Annotated in this window: 26 protein-coding genes; 19 read left to right on the top strand and 7 right to left on the bottom strand. The window is 27.4% G+C overall.

Translation table 11 applies throughout. From position 1 onward, the window contains the following. Positions 1-11: 11 nt before the first annotated feature. Genes flhA through CRU95_RS13945 form a run of 4 tightly spaced genes read left to right on the top strand, consistent with a single transcriptional unit; the run spans position 12 to position 5,518 of the window. The gene (flhA, locus tag CRU95_RS13960; RefSeq protein ID WP_129101733.1) at positions 12-2,123 is read left to right on the top strand and encodes a flagellar biosynthesis protein FlhA; all 2,112 of its coding nucleotides are present in this window, start codon (positions 12-14) and stop codon (positions 2,121-2,123) included. Between the two features lie 2 nt (positions 2,124-2,125). After that, a complete protein-coding gene (locus tag CRU95_RS13955) occupies positions 2,126-3,601 on the top strand; it encodes a BatD family protein (RefSeq protein ID WP_129101732.1) in 1,476 nt (491 codons plus the stop codon). A 10-nt stretch (positions 3,602-3,611) separates the two neighbouring features. Beyond that, a complete protein-coding gene (locus tag CRU95_RS13950) occupies positions 3,612-4,322 on the top strand; it encodes an HlyD family secretion protein (protein ID WP_129101731.1) in 711 nt (236 codons plus the stop codon). Between the two features lie 11 nt (positions 4,323-4,333). After that, on the top strand, positions 4,334-5,518 hold the full coding sequence (locus CRU95_RS13945) for an MFS transporter (RefSeq protein WP_129101730.1): 1,185 nt from the start codon (positions 4,334-4,336) through the stop codon (positions 5,516-5,518). On the opposite strand, the gene CRU95_RS13940 is transcribed toward CRU95_RS13945, so the two are convergent. Then, on the bottom strand, positions 5,513-5,851 hold the full coding sequence (locus tag CRU95_RS13940) for a MerR family transcriptional regulator (RefSeq protein WP_129101729.1): 339 nt from the start codon (positions 5,849-5,851) through the stop codon (positions 5,513-5,515). The two genes, CRU95_RS13945 and CRU95_RS13940, sit on opposite strands and share 6 nt — an antisense overlap. Positions 5,852-6,030: 179 nt before the next feature. Between CRU95_RS13940 and ectA the strand changes: the two genes are divergently transcribed. Genes ectA through CRU95_RS13915 form a run of 5 tightly spaced genes read left to right on the top strand, consistent with a single transcriptional unit; the run spans position 6,031 to position 10,507 of the window. After that, on the top strand, positions 6,031-6,531 hold the full coding sequence (gene ectA, locus CRU95_RS13935; protein WP_129101728.1) for a diaminobutyrate acetyltransferase: 501 nt from the start codon (positions 6,031-6,033) through the stop codon (positions 6,529-6,531). Continuing rightward, entirely contained in the window at positions 6,531-7,811 is a 1,281-nt protein-coding gene (ectB, locus tag CRU95_RS13930) for a diaminobutyrate--2-oxoglutarate transaminase (RefSeq protein WP_129101727.1), read from the top strand. Before ectA ends, ectB begins: the two co-directional genes overlap by 1 nt. A 4-nt stretch (positions 7,812-7,815) precedes the next feature. Further along, entirely contained in the window at positions 7,816-8,211 is a 396-nt protein-coding gene (locus CRU95_RS13925) for an ectoine synthase (protein WP_129101726.1), read from the top strand. A gap of 17 nt (positions 8,212-8,228) precedes the next feature. After that, positions 8,229-9,116 carry a phytanoyl-CoA dioxygenase family protein gene (locus tag CRU95_RS13920; RefSeq protein WP_129101725.1) on the top strand — a complete coding sequence of 296 codons (888 nt, stop codon included), beginning with the start codon at positions 8,229-8,231 and terminating at the stop codon, positions 9,114-9,116. An 11-nt stretch (positions 9,117-9,127) separates the two neighbouring features. Beyond that, a complete protein-coding gene (locus tag CRU95_RS13915) occupies positions 9,128-10,507 on the top strand; it encodes an aspartate kinase (protein ID WP_129101724.1) in 1,380 nt (459 codons plus the stop codon). Between the two features lie 14 nt (positions 10,508-10,521). On the opposite strand, the gene bioD is transcribed toward CRU95_RS13915, so the two are convergent. Further along, positions 10,522-11,157 carry a dethiobiotin synthase gene (bioD, locus tag CRU95_RS13910; protein ID WP_129101723.1) on the bottom strand — a complete coding sequence of 212 codons (636 nt, stop codon included), beginning with the start codon at positions 11,155-11,157 and terminating at the stop codon, positions 10,522-10,524. A 55-nt stretch (positions 11,158-11,212) separates the two neighbouring features. Between bioD and clpS the strand changes: the two genes are divergently transcribed. From clpS to CRU95_RS13880, 6 genes are all read left to right on the top strand, one after another. Then, complete coding sequence (clpS, locus tag CRU95_RS13905; protein ID WP_013136259.1) at positions 11,213-11,512, top strand: ATP-dependent Clp protease adapter ClpS; 300 nt, start codon at positions 11,213-11,215, stop codon at positions 11,510-11,512. 3 nt (positions 11,513-11,515) lie between these two features. Further along, on the top strand, positions 11,516-13,747 hold the full coding sequence (gene clpA / locus CRU95_RS13900) for an ATP-dependent Clp protease ATP-binding subunit ClpA (protein WP_129101722.1): 2,232 nt from the start codon (positions 11,516-11,518) through the stop codon (positions 13,745-13,747). A 13-nt stretch (positions 13,748-13,760) separates the two neighbouring features. Continuing rightward, on the top strand, positions 13,761-14,378 hold the full coding sequence (locus CRU95_RS16845) for a c-type cytochrome (RefSeq protein WP_258238727.1): 618 nt from the start codon (positions 13,761-13,763) through the stop codon (positions 14,376-14,378). After that, a complete protein-coding gene (locus tag CRU95_RS13890; RefSeq protein WP_129101721.1) occupies positions 14,378-15,118 on the top strand; it encodes a ferredoxin-thioredoxin reductase catalytic domain-containing protein in 741 nt (246 codons plus the stop codon). Before CRU95_RS16845 ends, CRU95_RS13890 begins: the two co-directional genes overlap by 1 nt. 234 nt (positions 15,119-15,352) lie before the next feature. Further along, positions 15,353-16,291 carry a DnaJ domain-containing protein gene (locus CRU95_RS13885; protein WP_129101720.1) on the top strand — a complete coding sequence of 313 codons (939 nt, stop codon included), beginning with the start codon at positions 15,353-15,355 and terminating at the stop codon, positions 16,289-16,291. 11 nt (positions 16,292-16,302) lie between these two features. After that, positions 16,303-17,400, top strand: a complete 1,098-nt coding sequence (locus CRU95_RS13880; protein ID WP_129101719.1) for a leucine-rich repeat domain-containing protein — start codon at positions 16,303-16,305, stop codon at positions 17,398-17,400. On the opposite strand, the gene CRU95_RS13875 is transcribed toward CRU95_RS13880, so the two are convergent. Genes CRU95_RS13875 through panB form a run of 3 tightly spaced genes read right to left on the bottom strand, consistent with a single transcriptional unit; the run spans position 17,397 to position 20,289 of the window. Continuing rightward, on the bottom strand, positions 17,397-18,464 hold the full coding sequence (locus tag CRU95_RS13875) for an AI-2E family transporter (RefSeq protein ID WP_129101718.1): 1,068 nt from the start codon (positions 18,462-18,464) through the stop codon (positions 17,397-17,399). The genes CRU95_RS13880 and CRU95_RS13875 overlap by 4 nt on opposite strands. Further along, positions 18,461-19,477 (bottom strand): Holliday junction branch migration DNA helicase RuvB, encoded by a 1,017-nt coding sequence (gene ruvB / locus CRU95_RS13870; protein ID WP_129101717.1) that lies wholly within the window; start codon positions 19,475-19,477, stop codon positions 18,461-18,463. Before ruvB ends, CRU95_RS13875 begins: the two co-directional genes overlap by 4 nt. Positions 19,478-19,479: 2 nt before the next feature. Then, complete coding sequence (gene panB / locus CRU95_RS13865; protein WP_129101716.1) at positions 19,480-20,289, bottom strand: 3-methyl-2-oxobutanoate hydroxymethyltransferase; 810 nt, start codon at positions 20,287-20,289, stop codon at positions 19,480-19,482. Between the two features lie 183 nt (positions 20,290-20,472). Here panB and trpA point away from each other — a divergent pair, with 183 nt between their 5' ends. Genes trpA through CRU95_RS13850 form a run of 3 tightly spaced genes read left to right on the top strand, consistent with a single transcriptional unit; the run spans position 20,473 to position 22,328 of the window. Continuing rightward, positions 20,473-21,213: a tryptophan synthase subunit alpha gene (gene trpA / locus CRU95_RS13860; protein ID WP_129101715.1), complete on the top strand. Its 741-nt coding sequence runs from the start codon at positions 20,473-20,475 to the stop codon at positions 21,211-21,213. 2 nt (positions 21,214-21,215) lie between these two features. After that, positions 21,216-21,953, top strand: coding sequence for an arginyltransferase (locus tag CRU95_RS13855; protein ID WP_129101714.1), 738 nt, complete (start codon positions 21,216-21,218; stop codon positions 21,951-21,953). A gap of 36 nt (positions 21,954-21,989) precedes the next feature. Further along, positions 21,990-22,328, top strand: a complete 339-nt coding sequence (locus tag CRU95_RS13850; RefSeq protein WP_129101713.1) for a hypothetical protein — start codon at positions 21,990-21,992, stop codon at positions 22,326-22,328. Between the two features lie 8 nt (positions 22,329-22,336). Here CRU95_RS13850 and feoB read toward each other — a convergent pair whose 3' ends face one another. Further along, positions 22,337-24,454 (bottom strand): ferrous iron transport protein B, encoded by a 2,118-nt coding sequence (gene feoB / locus CRU95_RS13845; protein WP_129101712.1) that lies wholly within the window; start codon positions 24,452-24,454, stop codon positions 22,337-22,339. Continuing rightward, positions 24,442-24,678, bottom strand: coding sequence for a FeoA family protein (locus CRU95_RS13840; protein ID WP_129101711.1), 237 nt, complete (start codon positions 24,676-24,678; stop codon positions 24,442-24,444). Before CRU95_RS13840 ends, feoB begins: the two co-directional genes overlap by 13 nt. A 166-nt stretch (positions 24,679-24,844) precedes the next feature. On the opposite strand from CRU95_RS13840, the gene CRU95_RS13835 reads away from it, so the two are divergent. Next, complete coding sequence (locus tag CRU95_RS13835) at positions 24,845-25,297, top strand: Fur family transcriptional regulator (protein ID WP_129101710.1); 453 nt, start codon at positions 24,845-24,847, stop codon at positions 25,295-25,297. Positions 25,298-25,379 lie beyond the last annotated feature (82 nt).

Here is a 25,379-nt window from a genome sequence, read left to right as displayed (position 1 = left end):
ATTTTTAATATATGAACATAAGAAAGATATTTTCAAAAGATTTATTTGCAGTAATATTTTTTATTGCAATATTGTCTATTATAATTGTTCCGTTACCGAAACTTATATTAGATTTCTTTTTGATTTTATCTTTGTCTATTTCTTTATTAATTTTACTTATTGGTTTGTATATACAAAAACCTACTGATTTAACAACTTTTCCAACACTTATTTTAATATTTGCACTATTTAGATTATCTTTAAATATTGCAACGACAAGATCAATTTTAACAGATGGGCATAATGGTCCAGATGCTGTAAGTTCTATTATTTCTGCTTTTGGTAACTTTGTTGTTGGTGGAAATATGGTAATTGGGATTGTTGTATTTATTATCTTAGTACTTATTAACTTTATGGTTGTTACAAAAGGGTCTACAAGAGTTGCTGAAGTAACAGCAAGATTTACACTTGATTCTATGCCTGGTAAACAAATGGCAATTGATGCTGATTTAAATGCAGGATTTATTGATGATAAAGAAGCAACAGATAGACGACATGAACTAATTGCAGAAGCAAATTTTTATGGGGCAATGGATGGGTCTTCAAAATTTGTTCAAGGTGATGCAACTGCTGGGATAATTATCACAATAGTAAATATTATTGGTGGGCTTTTAATTGGGGTATTTCAACATGATTTGAGTATTTCAGAAAGTGCTAGAATTTTCACTATTTTAACTATTGGAGATGGATTAGTTGCTCAAATTCCTGCTTTGATTTTATCAACAGCAACGGGTATTATTATAACAAGATCTAATCTTGATAAAGATAATTTTGCAGATCAAGCAATTAATCAACTTGTAAAAGATTCTAAAGTATTAATTTTACTTGGAATTACTTTAATTTTATTTTCATTTATTCCAGGTTTCCCAACTGGTATACTAATAGTTATGGGCTTATTATTGGGTGGAACTGGATATATAATTTATATGGTTGATTCAGGTAAAGAAAATAGTATAACTAAATTCTTTGCTAAAAAACAAGAAACAGAAAAACAAGATATTTTAGAAAAAATAAAAGATCAAAAAGATAAAGCTTCTAAGCCAGAAAGCGATAAAGAAACTATTGATAATATTATGAAAATGGAAGTTTTAGAATTAAAACTTGGAATGAGGCTTTTACAACTTGTTCAGGGTAATTCTGAATTATTAGATAAAATTAGAGGTATAAGAAAAACTGTAGCTGCTGATTTAGGATTTATTATTCCTCAAATAAAGATTTCAGATGATGCAACTTTGAATTCAAATCAATACTCTTTATTCTTAAAAAGAATACCTCTTGCTGTTGCAAGTGTAGAAGTTGATAGACTTCTTGCTATGGGAGGAACTTCTAAGGCTCAATTAGATGGTAAAAGAGTAAAAGAACCTGTTTTTGGGCTTGATGCCACATGGATAAATCCTGATTTAAAAGATGATGCATTATTAAAAGGGTTTACAGTTGTTGATGCTCCAACTATTATCTCTACTCATATTTCTGAGATAATAAAAAGACATGCGGAAGATATTCTTACTAGACAAGATATTGTTGATATTGTTGATGGATTAAAAAAAGATTTCCCAATAGTTGTAGATGAAGCTATGAAATTAACTTCTCATGGGACTCTTTTAAAAGTTGCAAAAGATCTTCTTCATGAAGGTATACCAATAGTAGATATGTTAACAATAATTGAAGCAGTAGCTGATATCGCAGAGTATACTAAAGTTCCTGATGTATTATTAGAACATGTTAGAAGTAAGTTGTATAGACTTATTACTAATAGATATTTAGATACTGATAATATTTTACATATTATTACTATTAAACCAGAACTTGAACAAGGCTTTATTGGTAAGCTTCAAGATAAAGGTGGAGCGTCACAGTTATTGTTATCAATTGGTGAGATTAATGACTTAGTTACTCATACAAAAGAGTTAGTTAAAACTGTAGAAGCAAAAGGTTATAATAAAGTTGCTATGGTTGTAGATCCAGTGTTGAGAAAAAGAATTTCTGAAATTTATGAAAAATTTGGCTTAGAAATTGCTGTATTAAGTCATGCAGAACTTGATTCTAAAGCTAATTTTTCAATTGAAGGTACATTAGAGTTTTAATTATGAATTTATATTTTAGACTTTTTATATTAATAATTTTTACATCTTTTCTTTATGGAAATGTTGTTGTAAAATCAAGTGATAATTTCATTTTAAATGAAAATTATGTTTTTGAAATACAAGCAGATGGTACAGATGTTGAGTTTCCTAAGATAGACAAAATAGATAATTATGTAGTGTCTAATTTGGGTACTAGTAGAACAATGACAAGCACTAATGGCAATGTAGTAAATAAGATTAAAAAAACATATGCAATAAAACCTACAAAAGAGTTTACCTTGCCATCTTTTGAAATAAAAGTTGATGGAAAATCTTTTAAAACAAAAGAAAAGTTTGTAAAAGAAGTAATTCCAAGTAAAACAAACTCAAAAAATTTTGATTTTAAAATTTCATTAAATAAAACCTCTTTATATAGTGGTGAAGATGCAATTTTAAATATGAAATTCAAATATAAAAAAGATATACAAATATCAGATTTAGGTTTTAATATGCCAGTTTTTAATGATATTTGGAGTAAAAAAATTGATGAGAAAAACAAAAGTTATGAAGAAAATGGCTTTATTGTTCAGGAGTTAAACTTCTTAATCTCTCCTCAAAAAGCTGGTAAGTTAAGAATAGATCCTATAAAAATACAAGCAAAAGTAATTGATGAAAATGCTTTTAGTTATTCTTTATTTTCGCAAGCTGAAAAATTAGAAAATATATACTCTAACTCTCTTAATTTAGATGTTAAACCATTACCAAAAGGTGTTAATTTAGTAGGTGATTTTTCCATAAAAACTTCTATTTCTAAAACTGAGATAATTGCAGGTGATTCTTTATCTTTTAAAGTAGAGATTGATGGAACTGGGAACCTTGATGACATGGATGATATTAAATTGAATATCAAAGATGCAACAATATTTGAAGATAAACCAAAAATCCAAACAAAAATTGTAAATGACAAATATACAGGTTCATATAAAAAGTCTTTTTCAATAATTGCAAATAAAGATTTTGAAATACCACAAATACAGCTTAAATACTTCGATAAAGCTACTCAAAAAGTTGTTATCAAAAATACTCCAAGTTATAAAATAAAAGTAAAAAATGTAAAAAAACAAAAGAGTTTTTCCGGCTTAGAAATAGCTCAACCTGAAAAACAAGTAGAAGTTGTAAAAGAAAAAATAGTGTATAAAACATCTTTAAATAAAATGATATTATCATTCATTTTAGGTGTTTTTCTGACAATAATAGCTTTTGCTATTTATTTTTATGTTAAAGCTAAAAAGAATTTAAAACAAATAAACGATTTACCACTTATAAAATTAGTAAAAAAATCTAAAAATGAAAATGAAATTATGAAGATACTTCTTCCTTATATTGGATATAATAAAAATCTTGATGAAATGATTTTTAAACTTGAAAAAGACAAGTCTATTGACTTGAAAATTGCTAAAAATAAGATTATTAAAATATTAGAAACTTTAGACTTGTAAAAGGATATTTATGAAAATTGTTGCTGTTTTTCTTCTAAGTGCACATTTATTATTTGCAATGGAATATTATTCAAAACTAGAACCATATGATAGTTTTGTAGTAAAATCCGCTGTAAGTGGAAAAATACTTTTTACAAATGAAGAAGTAGAGGGAAAATACCTAAATAAAAAAACAAAAATTATAGAAATAGATAATAATGTTGATAAAATAGAGCTTGCTCAAACAAAGAATAAATTAAAAGTTTTAGATTCTATGCTAAATATTCAAGAAAAAAATTATAATAGACTGTATAAGATATCTTCAAAATCAGCTTTTGAAAAAGATAATCAAAAAATACAAGTTTTAAATTTAGAATCAACAAAAAGTGATTTGATAATAAATATAGCCAATCTTGAAGATACAATTAAAAATAAAATCTTGTGGGAAGATAAAATTTATATTTATAATATAAGTGTTAAAAAAGGAGATTATGTGACTCCTGGTACTTTATTATATGAATCAAAAGATTTAAGTAAAGCCAAATTAGAAATTTATATTCCTATTTCTGATTATGCTTCAATTTCTAATAAAACAATATACTTAGATGGTAAAAAAAGTGATTTGAAAGTTGACAAAATTTATGAAGTAGCTGATAGTAAACACATCTCTTCATATAAAGTAGAAATAATAGTGCCCAATCCTAAAACATTTTCTAGACTTGTTAAAATAGAATTTAAATAAAATAGAAAAACTTGAACTATAAAGAACTTTTAGTTAATTATCCACTTGTAAGAAAGCTCTCAATTCTTCAATTAATAGCTTATTTTGGAGCTTGGTTTTCAAATGTTGCTATTTATACTATGCTTGTAAATTTTGGCTCTAGTGCCTTTATAATTTCACTTGTTACTGCTATGTTCTTTATTCCAGCAATCGTGATAGCGCCTTTATCTGGTGCCATTATAGATAGATTCAGAATCAAACCACTAATGCTAACACTTTTAAGTACAGAATTATGCATGACCTTACTACTTCTTGTTATTAATGATAAAGATGATATTTGGCTTTTGTTGATACTTATTTTTATAAGAATGAGTAGTGCTTCTATGTTTTTTTCTGCAGAAATGACACTGTTACCTAAAATAGTCTCTGGTGATGTTTTAAAAAAGACAAATGAAATCCACTCTATTATTTGGTCATTTACTTATGCTTTTGGTATGGCAATGAGTGGGCTTGTTGTAAATTATTTTGGAGTTAAGATAGCTATTATTTTAGATTCTTTATTTTTTATTATAGCGATATTGGTTTTTTTTAATATTGAATTTAAAGTAGAAATTGTACATACAAAAGAGAAAGTTTTATCTATGATAAAAGGTGGCTTTTTATATATAAAAAGTAATAAACATGTTCTACATTTATTGTTGCTCCATGCATCAGTTGGATTAACTTCTTTTGATACACTAGTAACATTACTAGCTAAAAATGAGTATAAGTATGTAATAGCAGTACCCTTATCAATAGGTATAACAAATGCTATTAGAGCAATGGCGCTTATGGTAGGTCCATTTATTATTACAAATTGGGTAAATAAAGATAGATTAACACTTTTATTTATTTTTCAAGGCTTAGGTATAATTTTATGGGGGATTTTCCAATTTAATTTTTATTTGGCATTAATCATGGTTTTTTTAACTGGCTTTACGACAACAACTATTTGGTCAATGACTTATGCCTTTATACAAGAAAGAGTTGAGCACAAATATTTGGGACGAGTAATATCATATAATGACATGATATTTATGCTATCAAATGTACTTACCACATTTTTTATTGGTATTTTAGCAGATATTATTCCTCTTAGTTTTATTACTATTATTTTAGGTTTTGCTTTTATTCTTGTCGCTTTTTATTATAAAAAAGTTGTAAAAGTTCTTTTATAAAAGTTCTATATCTTTTATATCATCTGTAGATAATTTCTCCATTTTCTCTTCAACTATATTTAAAAACAGAGCTTTATTATTCTCATCCATATTATTTTCAACCATTTCAGTAATATATTTTATACCATTTGCATTTATTTTTTTTACACTTGCTAAGTAGTGAACAAAAGAGACCATTTTTGTATCATTGATTGAATATAGTTTTTTAATCTCTTTCTTTTCAGGTAAAAGTCCTTTGTCTTCGTACATTTTTAAAGTTCTTACTTTTGTTCCTAAAAGTTCTGCAATACTACTTAAAGGTAATATTTCCTTGTCATTATCTATTAAAGCCACTAATTTCCTTTTTCACAATTATACATTTTTTACTATAAATAATGTTTAAATTACATAGAAACTAAGATTAAATTAAGAAAGTTATGTAATAATAAACACTTGATATGTAAAAAATTAACATTTATTATGTTAATTTAAAACATATTGTATGAAAAAAAATACAAAAAAAGGTAAAATTTATGTCATCATATAATATTATGATAAGAAAACCAGAAAAATCTGATGCAATCCAAATTTATGATTTGGTAAAAGAGAGTAAGGTTTTAGATTTAAATTCTGAGTACCTTTATTTACTTCAATCAACACATTTTTCATCAACTTGTGCAGTTGCATTACATGAAGATAAAGTTATAGGTTTTGTATCTGGATATTTAAAACCAGATGAAAATAACAGTTTGTTCATATGGCAAGTTGCAGTTGATGGAAAATATAGAGGAAATGATATAGCAGGTCGACTAATCATGAATATAATTAAAAGAGATTTTTTAGATGTTGAAAAAATCTATACAACAGTGTCACCTAGCAATATATCATCAATAAAGGTTTTTGAAAAGGTTGCCAAAGGGCTAAATACAAAAATGACTAGTAGTACATTTTTTGAAAAAAATGATTTTAAAAACAGTCATGAAGATGAGACTCTATACGAAATAGGGCCATTTAAAATAAAGGAAGAAAAATAATGAGAATATTCGAAAATTTAGAATCAGAAGTAAGAGGATATATTAGGAGTTTTCCAACAATATTTGAAACTTCAAAAGGAACTGTTTTAACTAATGAACAAGGTGAAGAATTCATTGACTTTTTTGCAGGAGCTGGAACTTTAAATTATGGACATAATAATGAACATATCAGTAAAGCATTGATTGAATATATACAAAAAGATGGTGTTATTCATGGGCTTGATATGGCAACAAGTGCAAAAAAAGATTTTTTACAAACATTTAATGACACAATATTAGTACCTAGAAACTTAGATTACAAAATTCAATTTACAGGACCAACAGGAACAAATGCAGTAGAAACTGCACTTAAGCTTGCAAGACTTGTAAAAGGAAGAAGTAATGTTGTTTCTTTCACTAATGGTTTTCATGGTCTTACTCAAGGTTCATCTTCAGTAACTGGAAACAATGATTACAGAGATGAAAGTTATATTAGTAGATCAAATGTATCATTTATGCCATTTGATGGCTATTTTGGTGATATGAATACTATGACTATCTTTAGAAAATTTTTAGAAGATAGTAGTAGTGGACTTGATATTCCAGCCGCTGTAATTGTTGAGACTATTCAAGGTGAAGGTGGAATTAATGTAGCTAGCAAAGAGTGGTTACAAGAACTTGAATCTATTTGTAGAGAATATGATATTTTATTAATCATTGATGATATTCAAGTTGGTAATGGAAGAACTGGTGAATTTTTCTCATTTGAATTTGCAGGAATTAATCCTGACATTGTAACTGTATCAAAATCAATTGGTGGTGGATTACCAATGGCAATTGTATTATTAAAACCAGATTTAGACCAATGGAAACCAGGTGAACACACAGGTACCTTTAGAGGAAATAACTTAGCCTTTGTCGCTGCAACAGTTGCAATTTCACATTATTGGCAAAATGATGATTTATCAAATGCAGTTAAATATAAAGAAAAACTATTAAAAGAGAGTTTAAAAAAAATAGCTGATAAATACAAAGATACCTTTGATATTGTAATTAGAGGTAGAGGTTTGGCTTATGGATTTGAAATCAAAGGTGATAATTCAGTTGCTGGTGAGATTTCAAAATATGCATTTGCAGAAAAACTAATTATAGAAACTTGTGGTAGTGAAGATCAAGTTGTAAAATTCTTACCACCATTAATTATTGATGAAGAGACACTAGTAGAAGGTTTAAATAGACTTGAAATAGCTATTTCAAAACTAGTTGCAGATAAAAAAGAAAAATTAACAGAGGAATTTTAAGAAGATGATTGTATTAGATATAAATAAAGATATTATAGGCACAGATAAAGAAGTTCACGCAGAAGAAGGACAATGGGTTAGTAGAAGAATGCTTTTAAAAGGTGATAATATGGGATTCTCATTCCATGAAACTATCATAAAAGCAAATACGAAAACGCATATTCATTATCAAAACCATCTTGAAGCAGTTTATTGTGTAGCAGGAAATGGTAAAATTGAAGATTTGAAAACTGGAAAAGTTCATGAGATTTATGATGGTGTTATGTATGCACTAAATGAACATGATGACCATAATTTATATGGTGGAACAGAAGATATGAGACTGATTTGTGTATTTAATCCTCCTATTAAAGGAACAGAAAACCACGATGAAAATGGAGTTTATCCATTAGAAGATTAATAAGAGGAGAAGATTAAATGCAGGATTTATATCCATCAAGACTAAATGAAGAAAAGATTATACCAAGAGTTGATAAAACAGTATATAGTAAAAAACAACAAGGTGAATACTCTTTAAATAATATTGAGTTAGATGAGTATGAAAAGAATGGATTTATCACATTTCCAAATATTTTTAAAGAAGATGAAATACAGCAAATGATCCAAGAGATAGACTTGATGGCTGATAATGATGATTTGATTAAAAATGAAGAGTTTATTTGTGAACCAACGAGCAATAAATTAAGAACGATTTTTAATCAACATCTTTTTAGTACTCTTTTTGAGAAGCTTTCAAAAGATCCTCGAATACTAAATAAAGTTAAGCAACTTTTGGGAAGTGATGTTTATATTCATCATAGTAGGATTAATATAAAACCAGCTTATCAAGGAAAATCTTTTCCATGGCATAGTGATTTTGAAACTTGGCACACAGAAGATGGTTTGCCAAATTGTAGGTGTTTAAGTGCTTGGGTTATGTTAAATGATAATACAGAATTTAATGGACCCTTATACTTAATTCCAAATAGTCACAAAAAATATGTTTCTTGTAAAGGAAAAACACCAGAGGATAACTATAAAAAATCTTTGAAAAAGCAAGAATATGGTGTACCTAGCTTAAAAGCAATTGAACAATTAGTCAAAGATAGTAATATAGTAGGTGCATATGGAAAAGCTGGAACACTAGTAATCCATGATGGAAATATTATGCATGGAAGCTGTGATAATATATCACCATTTAGTAGAACTAATGCATTTTTTGTTTTTAATTCAGTAGAAAATATTCCAACAAAACCTTTTGGTGCTAAAAGTAATAGGGCTTCCTTTTTGGCATTAGATGATTATGAACCAATGAAAAGTAACTAATAAGGTAAAAAATGAGTATAAAAGTATGTAAATTTGGAGGTAGTTCTGTAAAAAATGCCTCCCAAATAAAAAAAGTCTTAGATATTGTAAAAGATGATGATGGTAGAAAAATAATTGTAGTTTCTGCACCAGGTAGAGATGATAATTTTGATGAAAAAATAACTGATCATTTATTAAATATAGCAACTTCAGGTAAACATTTTGAAGAAAATTTTATAAGTATAAGCAAAAAACAAAGTTATGAAGCGATTATAGATAAATATAGAAGATTATGTAGTGATTTAAATGTTAAAGGTGATGATTTAATAAAATCTTTGGACAAAGATTTATCAAATTCATTGTTAAAAGGCGAAAGAAAAGAGGCTTTTTTCTTGTCACGAGGTGAACATTATAATGCAAAAATAATACAAAGATATTTTTCAAATGAGGGCTTAAATATAAAACTTATGTTACCAGAAGAGTTTGGATTTATTTTAAGTGAGGATTTTAGAGATGGAAAAGTACAAAAAGTAACTTATAAAAATATAGAAGAAAAATTTGATACGACTAAAGATATAAAATATTTAGTTCCTGGATTTTATGGTGTAACAGAAAATAATGAAATAGCAGTTATGAGTAGGGGTGGAAGTGATCTTACTGGTGGAGAACTAGCTTATGCTCTTGATGCCAATAAGTATGAAAACTGGACAGATACAAATGGTGTTTATGAAGTAGATCCCAGAGTTATTAGTGGGTCGAAGGTAATACCAAGACTTACATTTAAAGAGTTAAGATTACTTAGTTCAAAAGGGTTTAATGTATTTCACTTTAATGCAATGCTAAATTGTAAAAAAAGTAAAATTCCAATTAATATTAGAAATACAAATAATAAAGAACATTGTGGAACTATGATATTGAGTGAAAGAGTTCCTATGGAAGATTTAGTTGGAATTGCAAAGCTTGATAATATGGCATCTATTTATCTTCAAAAAGATATGTTGGCCGATGAGATAGGGTTTACTGCTGAGTTATTAAAAATATTTAGTGAGTTTGGAATTAATACTTACCATTATCCAACAGATAGAGATGATATCTCTATTTTAGTAGAACAAGAAGATTTAAAAGGTAAGATAAATAATTTAAGAAGAGAGATAGAAAAAAGACTAAAAACAGACAATATTATTGTTTCTTATAATTTATGTGTAATTACATTAGTTGGAATTGGATTAAAACAAAATACTTTTGCAATTGTTGATGCTATTAATGCTTTAAAAGATAAAAATATTAGCTTTGATATGCTTGATATGAGTCCATCTAAAATTTCGCTTCATATTGGGGTTGCACAAAATATTGCAAATAATGCACTTGAAACACTTTATGAAAGTTTATTACAAAAAGAAGAATCTATATAAGATTCCTCTTTTATTTAAATTAAGTCTTGTAAATATTTAATTTTTTTAAAATGATTTATATAAAATGGAAGTGATACTTCCTCAAAACTATCTTTATCTTTATAAAGGTTAATATACCATTCAAAATCAATATTTTTATTTTTCAAAGCTTCTTGTGATAACAAAGTATCATTTATACCTCCTAGCTTACTAGGGCATATTAGTGCTACTTTTGTTTCAAGTTTTTTTATTAAATCTATCATAAATAAATCTTCTAAAATAGGAACCATTAAACCTCCCGCACCTTCAATAATCAAAATATCACAAAATTCTTTTAACTCTTTTTTTCTTTTTATTATAAAGTCAATATCAATATCTTTTTCTTTTTTCGCCACATAAGGAGCTGCAGGAAGTTCAAATTGATAAGGTACTACAAAATCTATATCAACATCAAAATCAGGATTTAATTTTTTTGTTAATTCAAGCATAGAAAGACCATCAATAGGTTTATCTATGACTCCTGTTTCAATAGGTTTGTAATATCCAACCTTAAATCCATCTTTTGCAAATTTCTTTAAAAATACAGATGCAGCATAAGTTTTACCAACATCTGTATTAGTTGCAGTTATAAATAAGCTTTGATTTGAAACGTAATTTTTCTTTTTTATCATTGTAAATTCTTTTTTGGTATAATATTAATTGATTTTATCCTAAAAGGTTTTAATTTTGGCAAATGAGTTTGAAATAGAGTTAAATGATGATTTAGAAGTGCAAGAACCAAAGAAATATAAAGTGTTATTATTAAATGATAACTATTCTACTATGGATTTTGTAATTGATATACTTGTAAAGATTTTTAAAAAAACAACTGATGAAGCAACTGTTATAATGTTAAACATACATAATAATGGAAAAGAAGTTTGTGGAACATATACCCATGAAATAGCTTCTACAAAAGTTATGCAAGTAAAAAATTTAGCTAGACAAAAGGGCTTTCCTTTAAAAGCTATAATGGAAGAAGAGTAAATTATGATAAGTAAAGAATTAAGAGAGATATTTGCACAAGCAGTATCTTATGCTAAAAGTAGTAAACATGAGTATTTGACATTGGAACATATTTTCTTAATGTTATTAAATGATGAATTTATAGCAAATATGTTGCTTGATTTAGGCTTGGACACTAATAAAATATTTAATGACACAAAATCACACATTGAAATAAGTACTCCAAGACTTCCAGATAATGTTAATGATGAGCCAATAGAAACAACAACTTTAACTTCAGTTATTGAACATATGGTTGCACATACACAAACTTCTGGAAAGGGGTTTGCAAGTGTTGATGATATGTTTATAGCAATTTTAAAAAATGAAAAATCATATGCAACTTTTGCTTTAAAAAGCCAAGGAATTGAAAGAATTGATATCCTAGAAGAGATAGCTCATAGAGATGTGGAAGTAGATGTTCAAGATGAAAATTTTGAAGAAGAAAAAAGATTAAATAAAAAAAATGAAACTTTGGAAAACAATGCAACTGAATTAGTAGCAGTTGCAAAAAAAGGTGAAATTGATCCAGTTATTGGACGACAAAGAGAAATAAATAGAGTAATTCAAGTTTTAAGTAGAAGAAAGAAAAATAATCCAATCTTAGTAGGAGAACCAGGAGTTGGTAAAACTGCTATTGCAGAGGGATTGGCTTTAGAAATAGCTAATAATAATGTACCTTCTATTTTAAAAGATTCAAAAGTTTTTTCTCTTGATATGGGTTCTATGCTAGCAGGGACAAAATATAGAGGGGATTTTGAGAAAAAATTAAAAACACTTTTAAAAGAGATAAGTAAAATTCCTAATGCAATATTATTTATAGATGAAATACATACTTTAGTAGGTGCTGGAAGTGTTGGCGGTGGAGCAATGGATGCTTCAAATATCTTAAAACCTATGCTTTCAAATGGAAAACTAAGATGTATAGGAGCAACTACTTTTGCAGAGTTTAGAAATGACTTTTCAAAAGATAAAGCACTAAGTAGAAGATTTGCAAAAGTTGATGTAAGTGAACCAAGTAGTGAAGATTGTGTTGCTATTTTAGATGGGCTTAAATCAAAATATGAAGAGTTCCATAATGTGAAATTCAACAAAAAATCTTTAGAAGTAGCAGTAGAACTAAGTAAAAAATATATTAACGATAGATTTTTACCTGATAGTGCAATTGATGTTATTGATGAGGTAGCTGCCACTAAAAAACTACAATTAAATGCAGATGGGAAAAAGAAAAAACCTATAAATATTACTGCAAGTGACATTGAAAATACTGTGGCTCTTATGGCAAATATTCCACCAAAATCAGCAACAAAATCTGATTTAACACTTCTAAAAAGTTTAGAAAAGAATATGCAAAAAAGAGTTTTTGGTCAAAATGATGCAATAATTTCAATTGTAAGATCTATTAAAGTTAATAGAGCAGGACTAGGTGGTGAGTCAAAACCAGTTGGAAGTTTTCTTTTTACAGGACCTACAGGTGTTGGTAAAACTGAAGTTGCAAAAGAGTTATCAAAACAACTTGGTATTCATTTTGAAAGATTTGATATGAGTGAATATATGGAAGCACATACTGTTTCAAGATTGATTGGAGCACCTGCTGGATATGTTGGATTTGAGCAAGGTGGTCTTCTAACAGAAGCTATTAGAAAACATCCTCATAGTGTATTATTACTTGATGAGATAGAAAAAGCTCACCCTGATTTGATGTCAATCTTACTTCAAGTTATGGATAATGCAGAATTAACTGATAATAGTGGAAATAAAGCAGATTTTCAAAATGTTGTTTTAATTATGACTTCAAACTTAGGTTCTTCAGAAGCAAATGTTATGGGATTTGCCAAAGATGATTCTTTAAATGAAAATAAAGCAATTAAGAAATTCTTTGCACCAGAATTTAGAAATAGACTTGATAATATTGTAACCTTTAAGCCACTTACATTAGACATTGTTTCAAAAGTTGTTGGTAAATTTATTGAGGATATGAAAGAGCAAATCAAAGATAAAAATATTGATATTGTTCTAAGCTCAAAAGCTAAGAATGAGTTAGCAAGACTTGGATATGACAAAGATATGGGTGCAAGACCACTAAATAGAGTTATTTCTCGTGAAATAAAAGATAAAATCACTGATGAAATTTTATTTGGAAAACTAAAAAATGGTGGTTTGGTTAAAATTGATTTTGTAAAAGATGAATTTAAATTTGATTATAAAGAGTTATAAAATGGAGAAAAAAATGAAAAAAATTTTATTAGGTTCTGTTGTGGCACTATTTATATTTGCAGGTTGCAATGAAAGTACTGAAGAGACTCAAAAGGTACAAAAAGTTGAAAAATCAACTGAACAAACAACAAGAGAAAATGATACTAATAATAATATCGAAATTATAAAAACAAAAAGTAATGAAATAATTGATTCTAGTAAAGAAATTGTAAAAGCTGTAAAAGAAGAGACTTTAAAAGCAGTTGATGATTCAAAAGATGCTACAAAGGATGCTATTGCAAAAGCAAAAGAAGTTAGTGTTGATGTTGTAAAACAAGCAAATGAAGTAGCAAAAGATATTAGTAAAAGTATAGATAAAGTGATTGCAAATGAAGATGAAATTGATGAAAGAATTAAAGGTCTTTATGTAAAATGTGCTGGATGTCATGGAAAAAATGGAGAACTTCATGCCCTTGGAAAATCACAAAAAATAGGCTTCTGGGATGAAAAAAAGATTGAAGATTCTCTTCTAGGTTATAAAAATGGAACTTATGGTGGAGATATGAAAGGCATAATGAAAGGTCAAGTTATGCAATTAAGCGAAACCGATATAAAAGCTTTATCAAAGTATATTTCAAAAATAGGAAAATAATGATTAAAAAGATTGATATAAATAGTGATGAGTTTCAAACAACATTTGAATTAACAAAACAGTTTACAGATAAAGTTTGCGAAGAGTATGGATTTGTTTATAATCCAGAAGATGATGTAAATGAATCTATTCAAATGGGTTTGACTAGAAATAAACTTATATATGATAAGAGATATTGTCCATGTTTTATGGTAATAGGAGAAACTCAAGAAGAAAAAGATAAAGCTGATAATAGACTTTGTCCCTGTACCCCAGCCCTTAAAGAAGAGATTCCTTCACAAGGTCATTGTCACTGTGGTATTTTTTGCACAAAAGAGTATGTTGATTCTTTAAATAATAGTAAAAAAGAAAAAGAAGAAGTTGTTCATTCTAAAGGTTTTACAAAAGAAGAGTGTGTAGAAATTTTAAATAAATCTCAAATAAATGCAATAGAAGTTGAAGCTTTATTGGAAGCTAGAGAATTAGGTTTTATTAATTTTAATTTAGTTGATGTAAGAGAGTGGATGGAGTGGGTAGGTCACAGAATAAAAGGAACTGACTTTTTAGTTCCAACAACATCTTTTTATCAATCAATAGAAGTCCTTGAAGATAAAAAAGATATTCCTGTCGTAGTTTATTGTCATAGTGGAAGTAGAAGTGCTTATTGTCAAAATATTATGTTAAGTGCTGGATTTAAAAGCGTATGTAATTTAGACTATGGAATTATGACTTATCAAGGTGAACTGCTTTCAGGTGAATAAGAAATATAAAAATATATTTTTATATTTCTTAAAATTAGTATAAATACTTTCTTAATAAAAATTTAATCAAAATAAAAATTCTTATAATCGCCATTTCTAGGCATTTTTATCTAGAAATAATCTAAATCAATTAAATAATACTAAAAGTAATTTTTAAAATTCATAACTCTTTTTCAAAATTCGCTATCAATTTTTTTGTATAATATAGTGTAATAATAAAGATTTAAGGCTACTATGAAAGAGATTTTAAAGAGATTAGAAATCATTAAAAGTTGTATTGCTATTGAAGATGAAGAGAGTCTTTATCCCCAAGTGCATAGACTTTACTCTTTACAAATCGATGAAAAAGTAAAAAAAATACTAAAACTTATTGAAGAGACAAATTTTCAAGAAGTTATATCCTTAATTGATCAGTATTTAGGTCAATTTTCAAGTTTAGTAGTACATGAAGACAAAGAGACTCAAGGCTTAAAAATAGAATTAAAAGTTTTGGAAAAAGAACTTTTAGCTCTAAGTTGCAAGATTGAAGAACATCACAATAAAATAAATGATTTTAATAGTAGATACCATAAAGAAGTTGGTGTACTAATAGAAGAGATACTTATTTTAAGAGAAGAGTATTTCGAATTTTTGTATAAAAAAGATGGTAAAAAATATGAGTATGAATATTTTGAAGCAAAAAAAGACTTTGAAAACTTTCATGAAGAGATAAAAAAATTTAAGCTAGATGACCCATATGAGCTTACAAAAATAGAAAAAGCTGAATTAAAAAGACTTTATCGAAAAGCTAGTAGATTGTGTCATCCAGATATTATAGAAGAGGCTAAAAAAGATAAAGCAGAAGAGATTTTTAAAGAATTAAATTCAGCATATCAACAAAACAATCTAAAAAAAGTATCTAGAATATTAAATAATCTTTTAAATGGCGAGAGTTTTTCACTTGAATCAGATACTCTTTTTGACAAAAATATTTTAAAAAATAAAATTGAACTAGCTAGAGAAAAAATAAAGTTAGCAAAAACAGAGATTGAAATTATAAAAAAAGACGAAACTTTTAGATTAATAAATAAAATAGAAAATTTAGATGAATATATATATGAGATGAAACAAGAGTTAAAAGAAGAGAAAGAGAACCTAGTTGCTAAAATGCGCCAATATTCAACAACAATATAAAAAGAGTAAAAATGACTAGTAGAGCAGGACTAATAATTAGAAACAACTCCTCATATATGGAGCTTTATAAAAGCAAAACACTTATATCTTATACTCAAAAGATATTGAATAATCCCATTGATGTTTTAATAGACGACTCATGGATAACTAGAATATTTGATTGGGCAGATGAAAATAAAATTGATGAGTTACATTTCATTGAAAAGGGTTTTAATAATAAATATCCAAGGGGACTTCCACGGGATAAACAGACTTTATTAAATTTAGAAGAATTAAATCTCTCAAAATATAATTTGACTTATCTTCCAAAAGAAATATGTAATTTAACTAAACTAAAGAAATTACATTTATACAAAAATAGATTAAGGTTTATTCCCAGAGAGATTAATAATTTACAAATGTTGGTTGAACTAAGTTTATCAAAAAATAATTTGTCTAGATTACCAGATGAAATTTGTGAATTAAAAAACTTAGAAGTTTTAACACTTTTTGAGAATTCTATTACTTCATTGCCTAGTAAAATTGGACAATTGAAAAACTTAATAAAATTGAATTTATTAGGAAATGAATTAAGGATATTACCAACTAGCATCTGTGAGTTAGAAAAATTAGATTCTTTGAGTATTTTTGATAATAAATTAGAATCTTTACCAAGTGATATAGGAAATTTAATAAATCTTACAGAGTTACTTGTAAATCATAATTATTTAGTTGAATTACCTGAAAGCATAGGTGAATTGAAAAAATTAAAAGTATTATGGTTATATGAAAATAGATTGGAAAGACTTCCTTGCAGTATTGGGAATTTAAGTGAATTGACTGATTTATGGCTTTATTCAAATAACTTAAAAACTATTCCTAACGAGATATCAAAACTAACAAATTTAAAAGAGTTATGGTTGTCAAATAATTGTTTAATTAATTTACCACATAGCTTAGATAGTTTGAAAAGATTAAAAGAGTTCAATCTCTCAAATAATAATATTGTTCATTTACCTATAGAGTTAGCTTATCTTAAAGATTTATCTTGGTTAGAAGTTGATAAAACTGTATCTATTGGCAATGAATTTGATGAATTTATACAAAAAAGTATAATGAAATTTTCTTAAATTGTACTATCCAAAGAGTTTATATCTTTTATTTTAGAATCAATTGAAAATTTCTTTAATAGTTGTACTATTGAGATAAAAAAACTAACCATAGCTGGTCCTATAATCATTCCCCAAAAACCAAAAGTTGATAATCCTGCAAGAATAGAGAAAAAGATTAATAACTCATTTATGTTTGCTTTTGTTTTTACAACTTTTAAATTAATATATTTTATTATAACTGGTTTTACAAATGTATCTGCAACAATTGCTATTGCTACAACTGAATATATAGCTATTATTAGACCATTTGTAAGGGATACAGTAAATCCTTCATATAAAGCTATTGGAAGCCACATAATCAACCCACCAACTACTGGAATCAAAGAAGCAAATCCATATAATACTCCAAGTAAAATTCCATCATATCCAAAAAATGTAATAAAAATACCAAATAAAAACCCTTCTAATATGGCAGTTGCTAATACAGAATATAATACCACACTCATTACAGTTGAGGATTCAAAAAATAGTGCACTAGCATCTTCTTTTTTCAAAGGCAAAAGACTTTTCAAATAACTTGATAGTTCAAATGAATAAAAGTTAAAGAAGAAATAAAATATTAATATCATAATCATATCAATTATAAACTTTGCAGAGTTTTTACCTAAATATGCTCCAAAAGAAAGTAGACTTTCTATAAATTCTTTAATGTTGATTTTACTTATTGCTTCCATTAGTTGTTCTTTTATTATTAAAAAATCATTTGGTAACAGTGCAACCCAAGATTCAAATTTTGTTAGCATTTTAGATAAAGCTTGTTGGTCAATATTATTTATTAGTGTAGCAAATGAGAATACACAATATAAAAGTGGAATAAAGAATACAAAGGTTAAAATAATTGTCATCAAAGTTGAAGATAAAAATTTATTTTTAATTTTAATCGATACATTAGTACTAAAAGTATTGGTAGCAACTGCAAGCAGTAGTGCAACAGACATTGCTTTTAAAAATGGATCAAATAGTTCAAGTAAAAAATAAAGAGTTATAGCTCCAATTAAAATTAAAAAATATTGTGGTTTCAAAATAGTTTAGCCTCTGTAATAGGAGCTGTGAGTCTAAAAAGTTCATAGGTTTTTACACTTGCAACTCTTCCTCTTGCGGTTCTTTCAATATATCCATTTGCTAATAAATATGGTTCAATAGCATCTTCAATTGTTCCTTCATCTTCACTCAAAGCAGCAGCAATTGTAGAAAGTCCCATTGGTCTTCCTCTATTTGTGACAAGCAGTTCTAGTAAATTTATATCCATTTCATCAAAGCCTGTTTCATTTACTCCTAATTCATTTAGAGCATATTCACATCTTTTTAATTTGATTACTTGTTCATTTTCTACTTCTGCAAAATCCCTTACACGTCTTAAAAGTCTAAGGGCAATTCTAGGTGTTCCTCTACTTCTTCTTGCAATTTCCAAACTTGCATCTTTTTCACACTCTTTATCAAGTTTTGTTCCTGCTTTTTGAATGATTTTAGATAGTTCAGGATGAGTATAAAACTGCATTCTAAAGTGCATACCAAATCTTTCTCTTAAAGGATTTGAAAGCATACCAGCTCTTGTAGTAGCACCAATAAGTGTAAATCTTGGTAAGTCTATTTTTACAGTTTGAGCGGCTGGTCCACTTCCAATAATAATATCTAATCGATAATCCTCCATCGCTGGATAAAGTATCTCTTCAACTGCAGGACTTAAACGATGAATTTCATCGATAAATAAAATATCACCTTCTTCAAGGTTTGTTAAAATTGCAGCTAAATCTCCTGATTTTTCAATCATAGGACCAGCTGTTATTTTTATGTTTGAGTCCATCTCATTTGAGATTAGGTATGAAAGTGTAGTTTTCCCAAGTCCAGGAGGTCCATAAAATAAGATATGATCTAAGGCTTCACCTCTTTTTCTACTTGCATCTATAAAAACTCTTAGATTTTTTTTAATTTTTTCTTGACCAATATAATCATCCCATGATGAGGGGCGTAAATTTACTTCAACTTTTTCATCTTCAAAAGATATTTGTTCTACATTTACTAATCTATCATCCACTATTAGTATTCCTCTTCTTTACTTGGGAAAGTTTTGTTCTGAACATCTGATTTATAATTTGAAACAGCATCTTTTACAAGTGTTGCACCATCTAAATAGTGTCTTACAAATTTTGGTTTAAATTCTTCAAAAAATCCTAACATATCTGACCAAACTAAAACTTGTCCATCAGTCTCTTTTCCTGCTCCTATTCCAATAGTTGGGATTGAAACAGCTTTTGTAATTTCTTGGGCAACATCACTCATAACCCCTTCAATTACGATACAAAAAGCACCCGCTTTTTCAATTGCAATTGCATCACGAAGTAGTTGTTCTTTATCTTCTTGTGTTTTACCTCTTACTTTGTATCCACCTTCACTTCTTACATATTGGGGCATAAGACCAATATGTCCCATAACTGCTATAGAATTAGATGTAAGATGTGAAACTATATCTGCTCTATCTTCTCCACCTTCTATTTTTACAGCTGCAGCATTTGTTTCTTGGTAAACTTTTACTGCATTTTTAAGTGCTTCATCTTTATTTATGTAAGTTCCAAAGGGCATATCTATTACAACAAAAGCTTCTTTAGCACCATTGCATACTGCATTTGTATGGTAAATCATTTGTTCTAAGGTAGCAGATAAAGTGTCTGGTTTACCAGCAAAACTCATATTTAAACTATCACCCACTAAAATAATATCTGCAATCTCTTCAAATAGTTTTGCAAATAATGCATCATAAGCCGTAATCATTGTAAGTTTTTTTACATTTTTTGCTTTTTTTATCTTACTAATATTCATTTTTTCGAATTCATTTTTTATAATACTCACTGAATAACCCTTAATATTTATAGGTAAATATTGTATCTAAAATATCCTTTTTTTGAAAAACTAAAAAACAATATTTTTATTAAAAAATTCATTTTAAAATTCATTGTAGAGCCTATTCTCATATCTCTTCAAGAAAAAATTGGATAGAATAATTAAAAATTAATATTTTATTAGGATTATATTTTGAAAAAACTTGTTGGATATATTACAGCATCATTGCCTGAAAACAATTTTACAGTAGATTTAGCTTTTAATATGAAAGATGCAGGTGTTGATATTTTAGAGTTAGGTATTCCTTTTACTGATCCAGTAGCTGATGGTCCAGTAATTGAAAAAGCAAATTTAATAGCACTAAAAAATGGTTTTAAATTAAAAGATTTATTTGAAGTTTCAAGTAAAATTGCTCCTGAGATGAAAACATTGTGGATGGGTTATGCTAATCCTTTTTATCATTATGGAATAGAAAAGTTTTTTGCTAAAGCACAAGAGTTTGGAGTAAAAGGCGCTATTGTTCCTGATTTTCCTTTTGAAGAGAGTTTAAAATATAATAAATTAGCTAGTCATTATGAACAAGCTTTAATCTCTTTTGTAGCTCCAACTCATAGTGAAAATAGAATTAAAAAAGTTGTTGAACATTCTAAAGAGTTTGTTTATATGGTAGCTTATGCAGGTATTACTGGAAGTGGAGTAGAAGAGGACTTAAGTGATATTATTGATAATGTTAGAAAGTATACGAAGACTCCCTTATTTATTGGATTTGGGGTAGATGAAAAAACTGCAAAAGCAAAAGCAAAGAATGTTGATGGTGTAATAGTTGGATCTGCTTTTGTTAAACATCTTATAGATGATAGTTTAAGTAATAACGAAAAAATCCAAAGAATAACTGCAATAGCAAAAGAGATAAAAGAAAAAATAAACGAGTAATAATGCAATTGATAGATGATGAATTAGAGTTTGTAGAGAATAATAAAGATTGTTCTTATTTTGACAATGAAATATCTGATATAAGATATAGATACTTAAAAAACTGCACGCCAGAAGATTACCAAAACATGCTTGAGCATGGATGGAGAAGATTTGGTAGAATGCACTTTGTTCCAGAGTGCAAGAATTGTACTAAGTGTATAAGTATCAGAATTGATGTTGCAAATTATAAATTCTCTAAATCAGAAAAAAGGGTAATGGCAAAAAATAAAGATACAAAAGTTTATATTCAACCTCCTTCAATTTCTGTAGATCATCTAAATTTATATGATAAGTATCATAAGTTTATGAATGATAAAAAATCATGGCCTTATGCACCAATAGAACCAATAGAATATAGTAGATCTTATATTGATGGTAAAACTTCATATACAAAAGAGTTTTTGTATATGAGAGATGATAAATTAATTGGTGTAGCTTTAACTGATATTTTAGATAAATCTATATCTTCTATTTATTGTTTTTATGACCATGATTATGAAAAATTATCTATTGGCAAATTTTCAATATTAGCTCAAATAAAAGTTGCAAAACAATTAAAAATCCCTTATATCTATTTAGGTTATTGGATAAAAGATCATTTTTCTATGGGTTACAAAGAAGCATATACCCCTTTTGAAGTACTAGAAAATAGAGCCTCTTTAGAAGAAGAGACTATTTGGAATAAATATAAGGTATAATAAAATCACTTTTGTTCAATTATTTTAAGGATACTTATGAAAAAATTATTTTTAACTGCACTTTTAGCACTTTCATCTTGTTTTGGAAGTGATTCTGCAGGAAGTGAAGTTGATTGCTTAGTAATAAAAGAAGAGAACTCAATTATTTGTAAATATATGACACAACGATCAACAGAAGATAAGTTTGTAAAAGTTGAGTGGATTAATCCAGATGGTGAGATTTCTAGAACTAGAAATGTACTTTTACCTTCAGGTCATGGTTCTGTTTATGATTTTAGATATCTAAGTGGTAGAGAAGTAGGTATTTGGAATTTTAGAGTAACAGATAAAGACCAAGTATTTAATACTACTTTTGAAGTTTTAGAAGAAGAATAGCTACATAATTATGTAACTATTCTTGCAATATTATAAGTTATGAAAGATAAAACCCACGCTGTTCCTGTTGTGAAAATAAAAAGATAAACTAGATACTTCCATCCACCTGCTTCCCTTGCAAAAACCATTGATGCCGCTAAACAAGGTATATAAATCATTACAAACATAATAAATGAAAGTGCTGAAGTAATTGGTATATTATTTTTAATTTTATCAAGTAATGTATCACTCTCTTCTGTTAATTGATCTCCTAGACCATATAAAATACCTAAAGTAGAAACAACTATTTCTTTTGCAGCAAGTCCAGTTTCTAAGGCAACTGTCATTCTCCAATCAAAGCCTAGAGGTGCAAATAATGGTTGAGAAAATTTACCAACAATTCCTAAATAAGAATTTTCTAAATTATATTGAACAATTTCATTTTGCAACTCTTGTTTTTTTGCTTCATCCAAAGTTTGTTCTATTTTTGCATTGATTTCTTGAGTATATTCATGGTTCTTTGGATAATTTGAAGCAAACCAAATCAAAATTGAAGCAGCTAAAATATATGTTCCCGCTTTTTTTAAGTACATTAAAGCTTGATTTGAAACTGTGTGCCAAATAAGTTTAAGTGTAGGAAGTCTATATTTTGGCATTTCCATTACAAAAGGTTCATCTTCACTTTTGAAAACTGTTATTTTAAGTACTTTTGCAGCTATAAGTCCAAGAATAGCTCCTGTAATATATATTAAAAATAAAATATTTCCTGCACTATCACCTGAAAAGAATGCTCCTGTAAAAAGTACATATATTGGAAGTCTAGCTCCACAAGACATGAACCCAATAACAAATAAAGTTAATAGTCTGTCCCTGTCATTTTTAAGTGTTCTTGCTGCCATATATGCAGGAACTGAACATCCAAATCCAGAAACTAAAGGGATAAATGATTTTCCATGAAGTCCAAATTTATGAAAAAAACCATCAAGTAAAAATGCAACTCTACTCATGTACCCAGTAGTTTCAAGTAAAGCAATACCAAAAAATAAAATTACAATATTTGGTACAAATAATATTACTGCCCCAACTCCAGCTATTGCCCCATCTGCTATTAATGAAGATAGCTCATTATCTCCTAAAATATTTTTTGTTCCATCTACAAGGGAAGCAAAGAATGAATCAATCATATCCATTGGAATATTACCAATTACGAAAGTTAGTTGAAAAAGTCCCCACATAAAAAATAAAAAGATAGGAATACCTAAAACCTTATTTATTAAAATAGCATCAATTTTTGAACTTAAGTCTTTGCCATAGATTTTTTTAGTACTTACAACTTCTTGTGCTGCACCTCTTGCAAAAGAGTTCTTTTCGTCTGCAAAAATTTCATCTAAATCTTTTGTATTGTAGTGTAAATATATATGTTCTAAAGCTTCTTTTAATACAGGCTGTAATTCTGTCCAAATTGGCTCATCATGAAATTTTAGATATGTCTTTTTATCTTCTTGCAATAGTTTAATTGCAATTTCTCTATAGTCAACATCATTTGTATATTTTTTTTCGCTTAAAAGTCTTTTTATATTTGAGATTTCTTCTTCCATTACATTTGAAAAAATTAGTTTTGATTCAAATTTAGAAGAATTGTATTTTTGAATCATAGTATTTATTAGAGTGTCAATACCTGTTTTATTTTTAGCAGATGTTTTTACACAAGGCTTCCCTATGATTTTTGCCAATTGATTTTCATTTATTGATATACCTTCATTATCTGCTTCATCACTCATATTTAAAGCAATAACCATTTTTTTATCTAAAGCTAATAATTCAGTTGTTAAATAGAGATTCCTTTCTAGATTTGTAGAGTCTAAAACATTTAATATAATATCATAATCACCTTTTTCAAGGTAGTTCTTTGTAACTTTTTCTTCAATTGTGTAGTCATTTAAAGAGTATGAACCTGGTAAATCTGTAATTTGAAAAAGATAATCTTCATATTGAAATTCTATTTGTTTTTTTTCAACAGTTACTCCTGAGAAATTTCCCACTCTTAGTTTTGAATTGGAAATAGAATTTATAAGCATCGATTTTCCAACATTTGGTTGCCCTACAAGGGCTATTTTGATTAGTTTATTTTCATTTATATTTCGCATATTCTTCTCTCTATTTCGATAGTTTTTGCTTCGTTTGTTCTTAATGCAATTTTTGTATTATTAAGTCTGATTTCAATCGTATTTTTTGACATTGTTTGCTCAATAACATATATTTTTGCACCTTTTGTTATTCCAAAAGAGTTTAACCTAGATTTTAATATTTGATTTGCAGATACTTTTATTATTTCTCCACATTCACCTTTTTTTAATTCACTTAAATTCATTTTTTCTCTTTATATTAGATTTTTTTTATAAGTTAATTATAAGATTATAATTTTACTCCACAATATATAAATAAAAACTTAAGTGATTCTAATTATCAATTACTTTTCTTTGATTTTTTTACTTTTATTTGTTATACTATTATGTTTAAATCAAAAGGAATAATTAATGAATAATAATAATAATGAAGAGTTTGAAGATATAAAAGAAGAACTTAAAAAAATTGTAAAGCAAAAAGGCCTTAAATACACTGAACAAAGAGAAATCGTTCTTGAAGTACTTTTAAATGCAAAAGGCCATTTGACTGCTGAAGAAATTTACAATGAAGTTAAAAATGCTAATCCTGATTCAAATATTGGAATAGCAACTGTATATAGATCTTTATCATTTTTAGAAGAAGTTCATTTAATAACATCAATCACATTTGGAACAGATGGTAAAAAATACGAATCAAATACTAAAAATCATCATGACCATTTAATATGTGTTTCTTGTGGAAAAATAGTTGAGTTTATGGATGAAGAGATAGAAAAAAGACAGACTAAAATAGCAAAAGAAAAGGGTTTTGTAATTACAAACCATGTTATGCAACTTTTAGGTAAATGCAGTGATTGTCAATAATATTTAAGGATAAATCCTTAAATATTATTCCACTGATTGTAAATACAAGTTATGCTTAATAGCTTCTTTTATTTTTTGAAAT

The sequence above is a fragment of the Arcobacter sp. F2176 genome, from assembly GCF_004116465.1.
GTDB classification, from domain to species: Bacteria; Campylobacterota; Campylobacteria; order Campylobacterales; family Arcobacteraceae; genus Arcobacter; species Arcobacter siniprincipis.
This window is presented reverse-complemented; position numbering and strand designations above follow the sequence as displayed.

What these genes read in the sequence shown, in the direction of transcription:
- clpA (WP_129101722.1), top strand. Translation starts at nt 11,516, where the DNA reads ATGATAAGTAAAGAATTAAGAGAGATATTTGCACAAGCAGTATCTTAT.
- feoB (WP_129101712.1), bottom strand. Translation starts at nt 24,454, where the DNA reads ATGCGAAATATAAATGAAAATAAACTAATCAAAATAGCCCTTGTAGGG.
- CRU95_RS13885 (WP_129101720.1), top strand. Translation starts at nt 15,353, where the DNA reads ATGAAAGAGATTTTAAAGAGATTAGAAATCATTAAAAGTTGTATTGCT.
- CRU95_RS13840 (WP_129101711.1), bottom strand. Translation starts at nt 24,678, where the DNA reads ATGAATTTAAGTGAATTAAAAAAAGGTGAATGTGGAGAAATAATAAAA.
- CRU95_RS13855 (WP_129101714.1), top strand. Translation starts at nt 21,216, where the DNA reads ATGCAATTGATAGATGATGAATTAGAGTTTGTAGAGAATAATAAAGAT.
- flhA (WP_129101733.1), top strand. Translation starts at nt 12, where the DNA reads ATGAACATAAGAAAGATATTTTCAAAAGATTTATTTGCAGTAATATTT.
- ectB (WP_129101727.1), top strand. Translation starts at nt 6,531, where the DNA reads ATGAGAATATTCGAAAATTTAGAATCAGAAGTAAGAGGATATATTAGG.
- CRU95_RS13925 (WP_129101726.1), top strand. Translation starts at nt 7,816, where the DNA reads ATGATTGTATTAGATATAAATAAAGATATTATAGGCACAGATAAAGAA.
- ectA (WP_129101728.1), top strand. Translation starts at nt 6,031, where the DNA reads ATGTCATCATATAATATTATGATAAGAAAACCAGAAAAATCTGATGCA.
- CRU95_RS13835 (WP_129101710.1), top strand. Translation starts at nt 24,845, where the DNA reads ATGAATAATAATAATAATGAAGAGTTTGAAGATATAAAAGAAGAACTT.
- bioD (WP_129101723.1), bottom strand. Translation starts at nt 11,157, where the DNA reads ATGATAAAAAAGAAAAATTACGTTTCAAATCAAAGCTTATTTATAACT.
- CRU95_RS13850 (WP_129101713.1), top strand. Translation starts at nt 21,990, where the DNA reads ATGAAAAAATTATTTTTAACTGCACTTTTAGCACTTTCATCTTGTTTT.
- CRU95_RS13890 (WP_129101721.1), top strand. Translation starts at nt 14,378, where the DNA reads ATGATTAAAAAGATTGATATAAATAGTGATGAGTTTCAAACAACATTT.
- CRU95_RS13915 (WP_129101724.1), top strand. Translation starts at nt 9,128, where the DNA reads ATGAGTATAAAAGTATGTAAATTTGGAGGTAGTTCTGTAAAAAATGCC.
- CRU95_RS13920 (WP_129101725.1), top strand. Translation starts at nt 8,229, where the DNA reads ATGCAGGATTTATATCCATCAAGACTAAATGAAGAAAAGATTATACCA.
- CRU95_RS13950 (WP_129101731.1), top strand. Translation starts at nt 3,612, where the DNA reads ATGAAAATTGTTGCTGTTTTTCTTCTAAGTGCACATTTATTATTTGCA.
- CRU95_RS13955 (WP_129101732.1), top strand. Translation starts at nt 2,126, where the DNA reads ATGAATTTATATTTTAGACTTTTTATATTAATAATTTTTACATCTTTT.
- CRU95_RS13880 (WP_129101719.1), top strand. Translation starts at nt 16,303, where the DNA reads ATGACTAGTAGAGCAGGACTAATAATTAGAAACAACTCCTCATATATG.
- CRU95_RS16845 (WP_258238727.1), top strand. Translation starts at nt 13,761, where the DNA reads ATGAAAAAAATTTTATTAGGTTCTGTTGTGGCACTATTTATATTTGCA.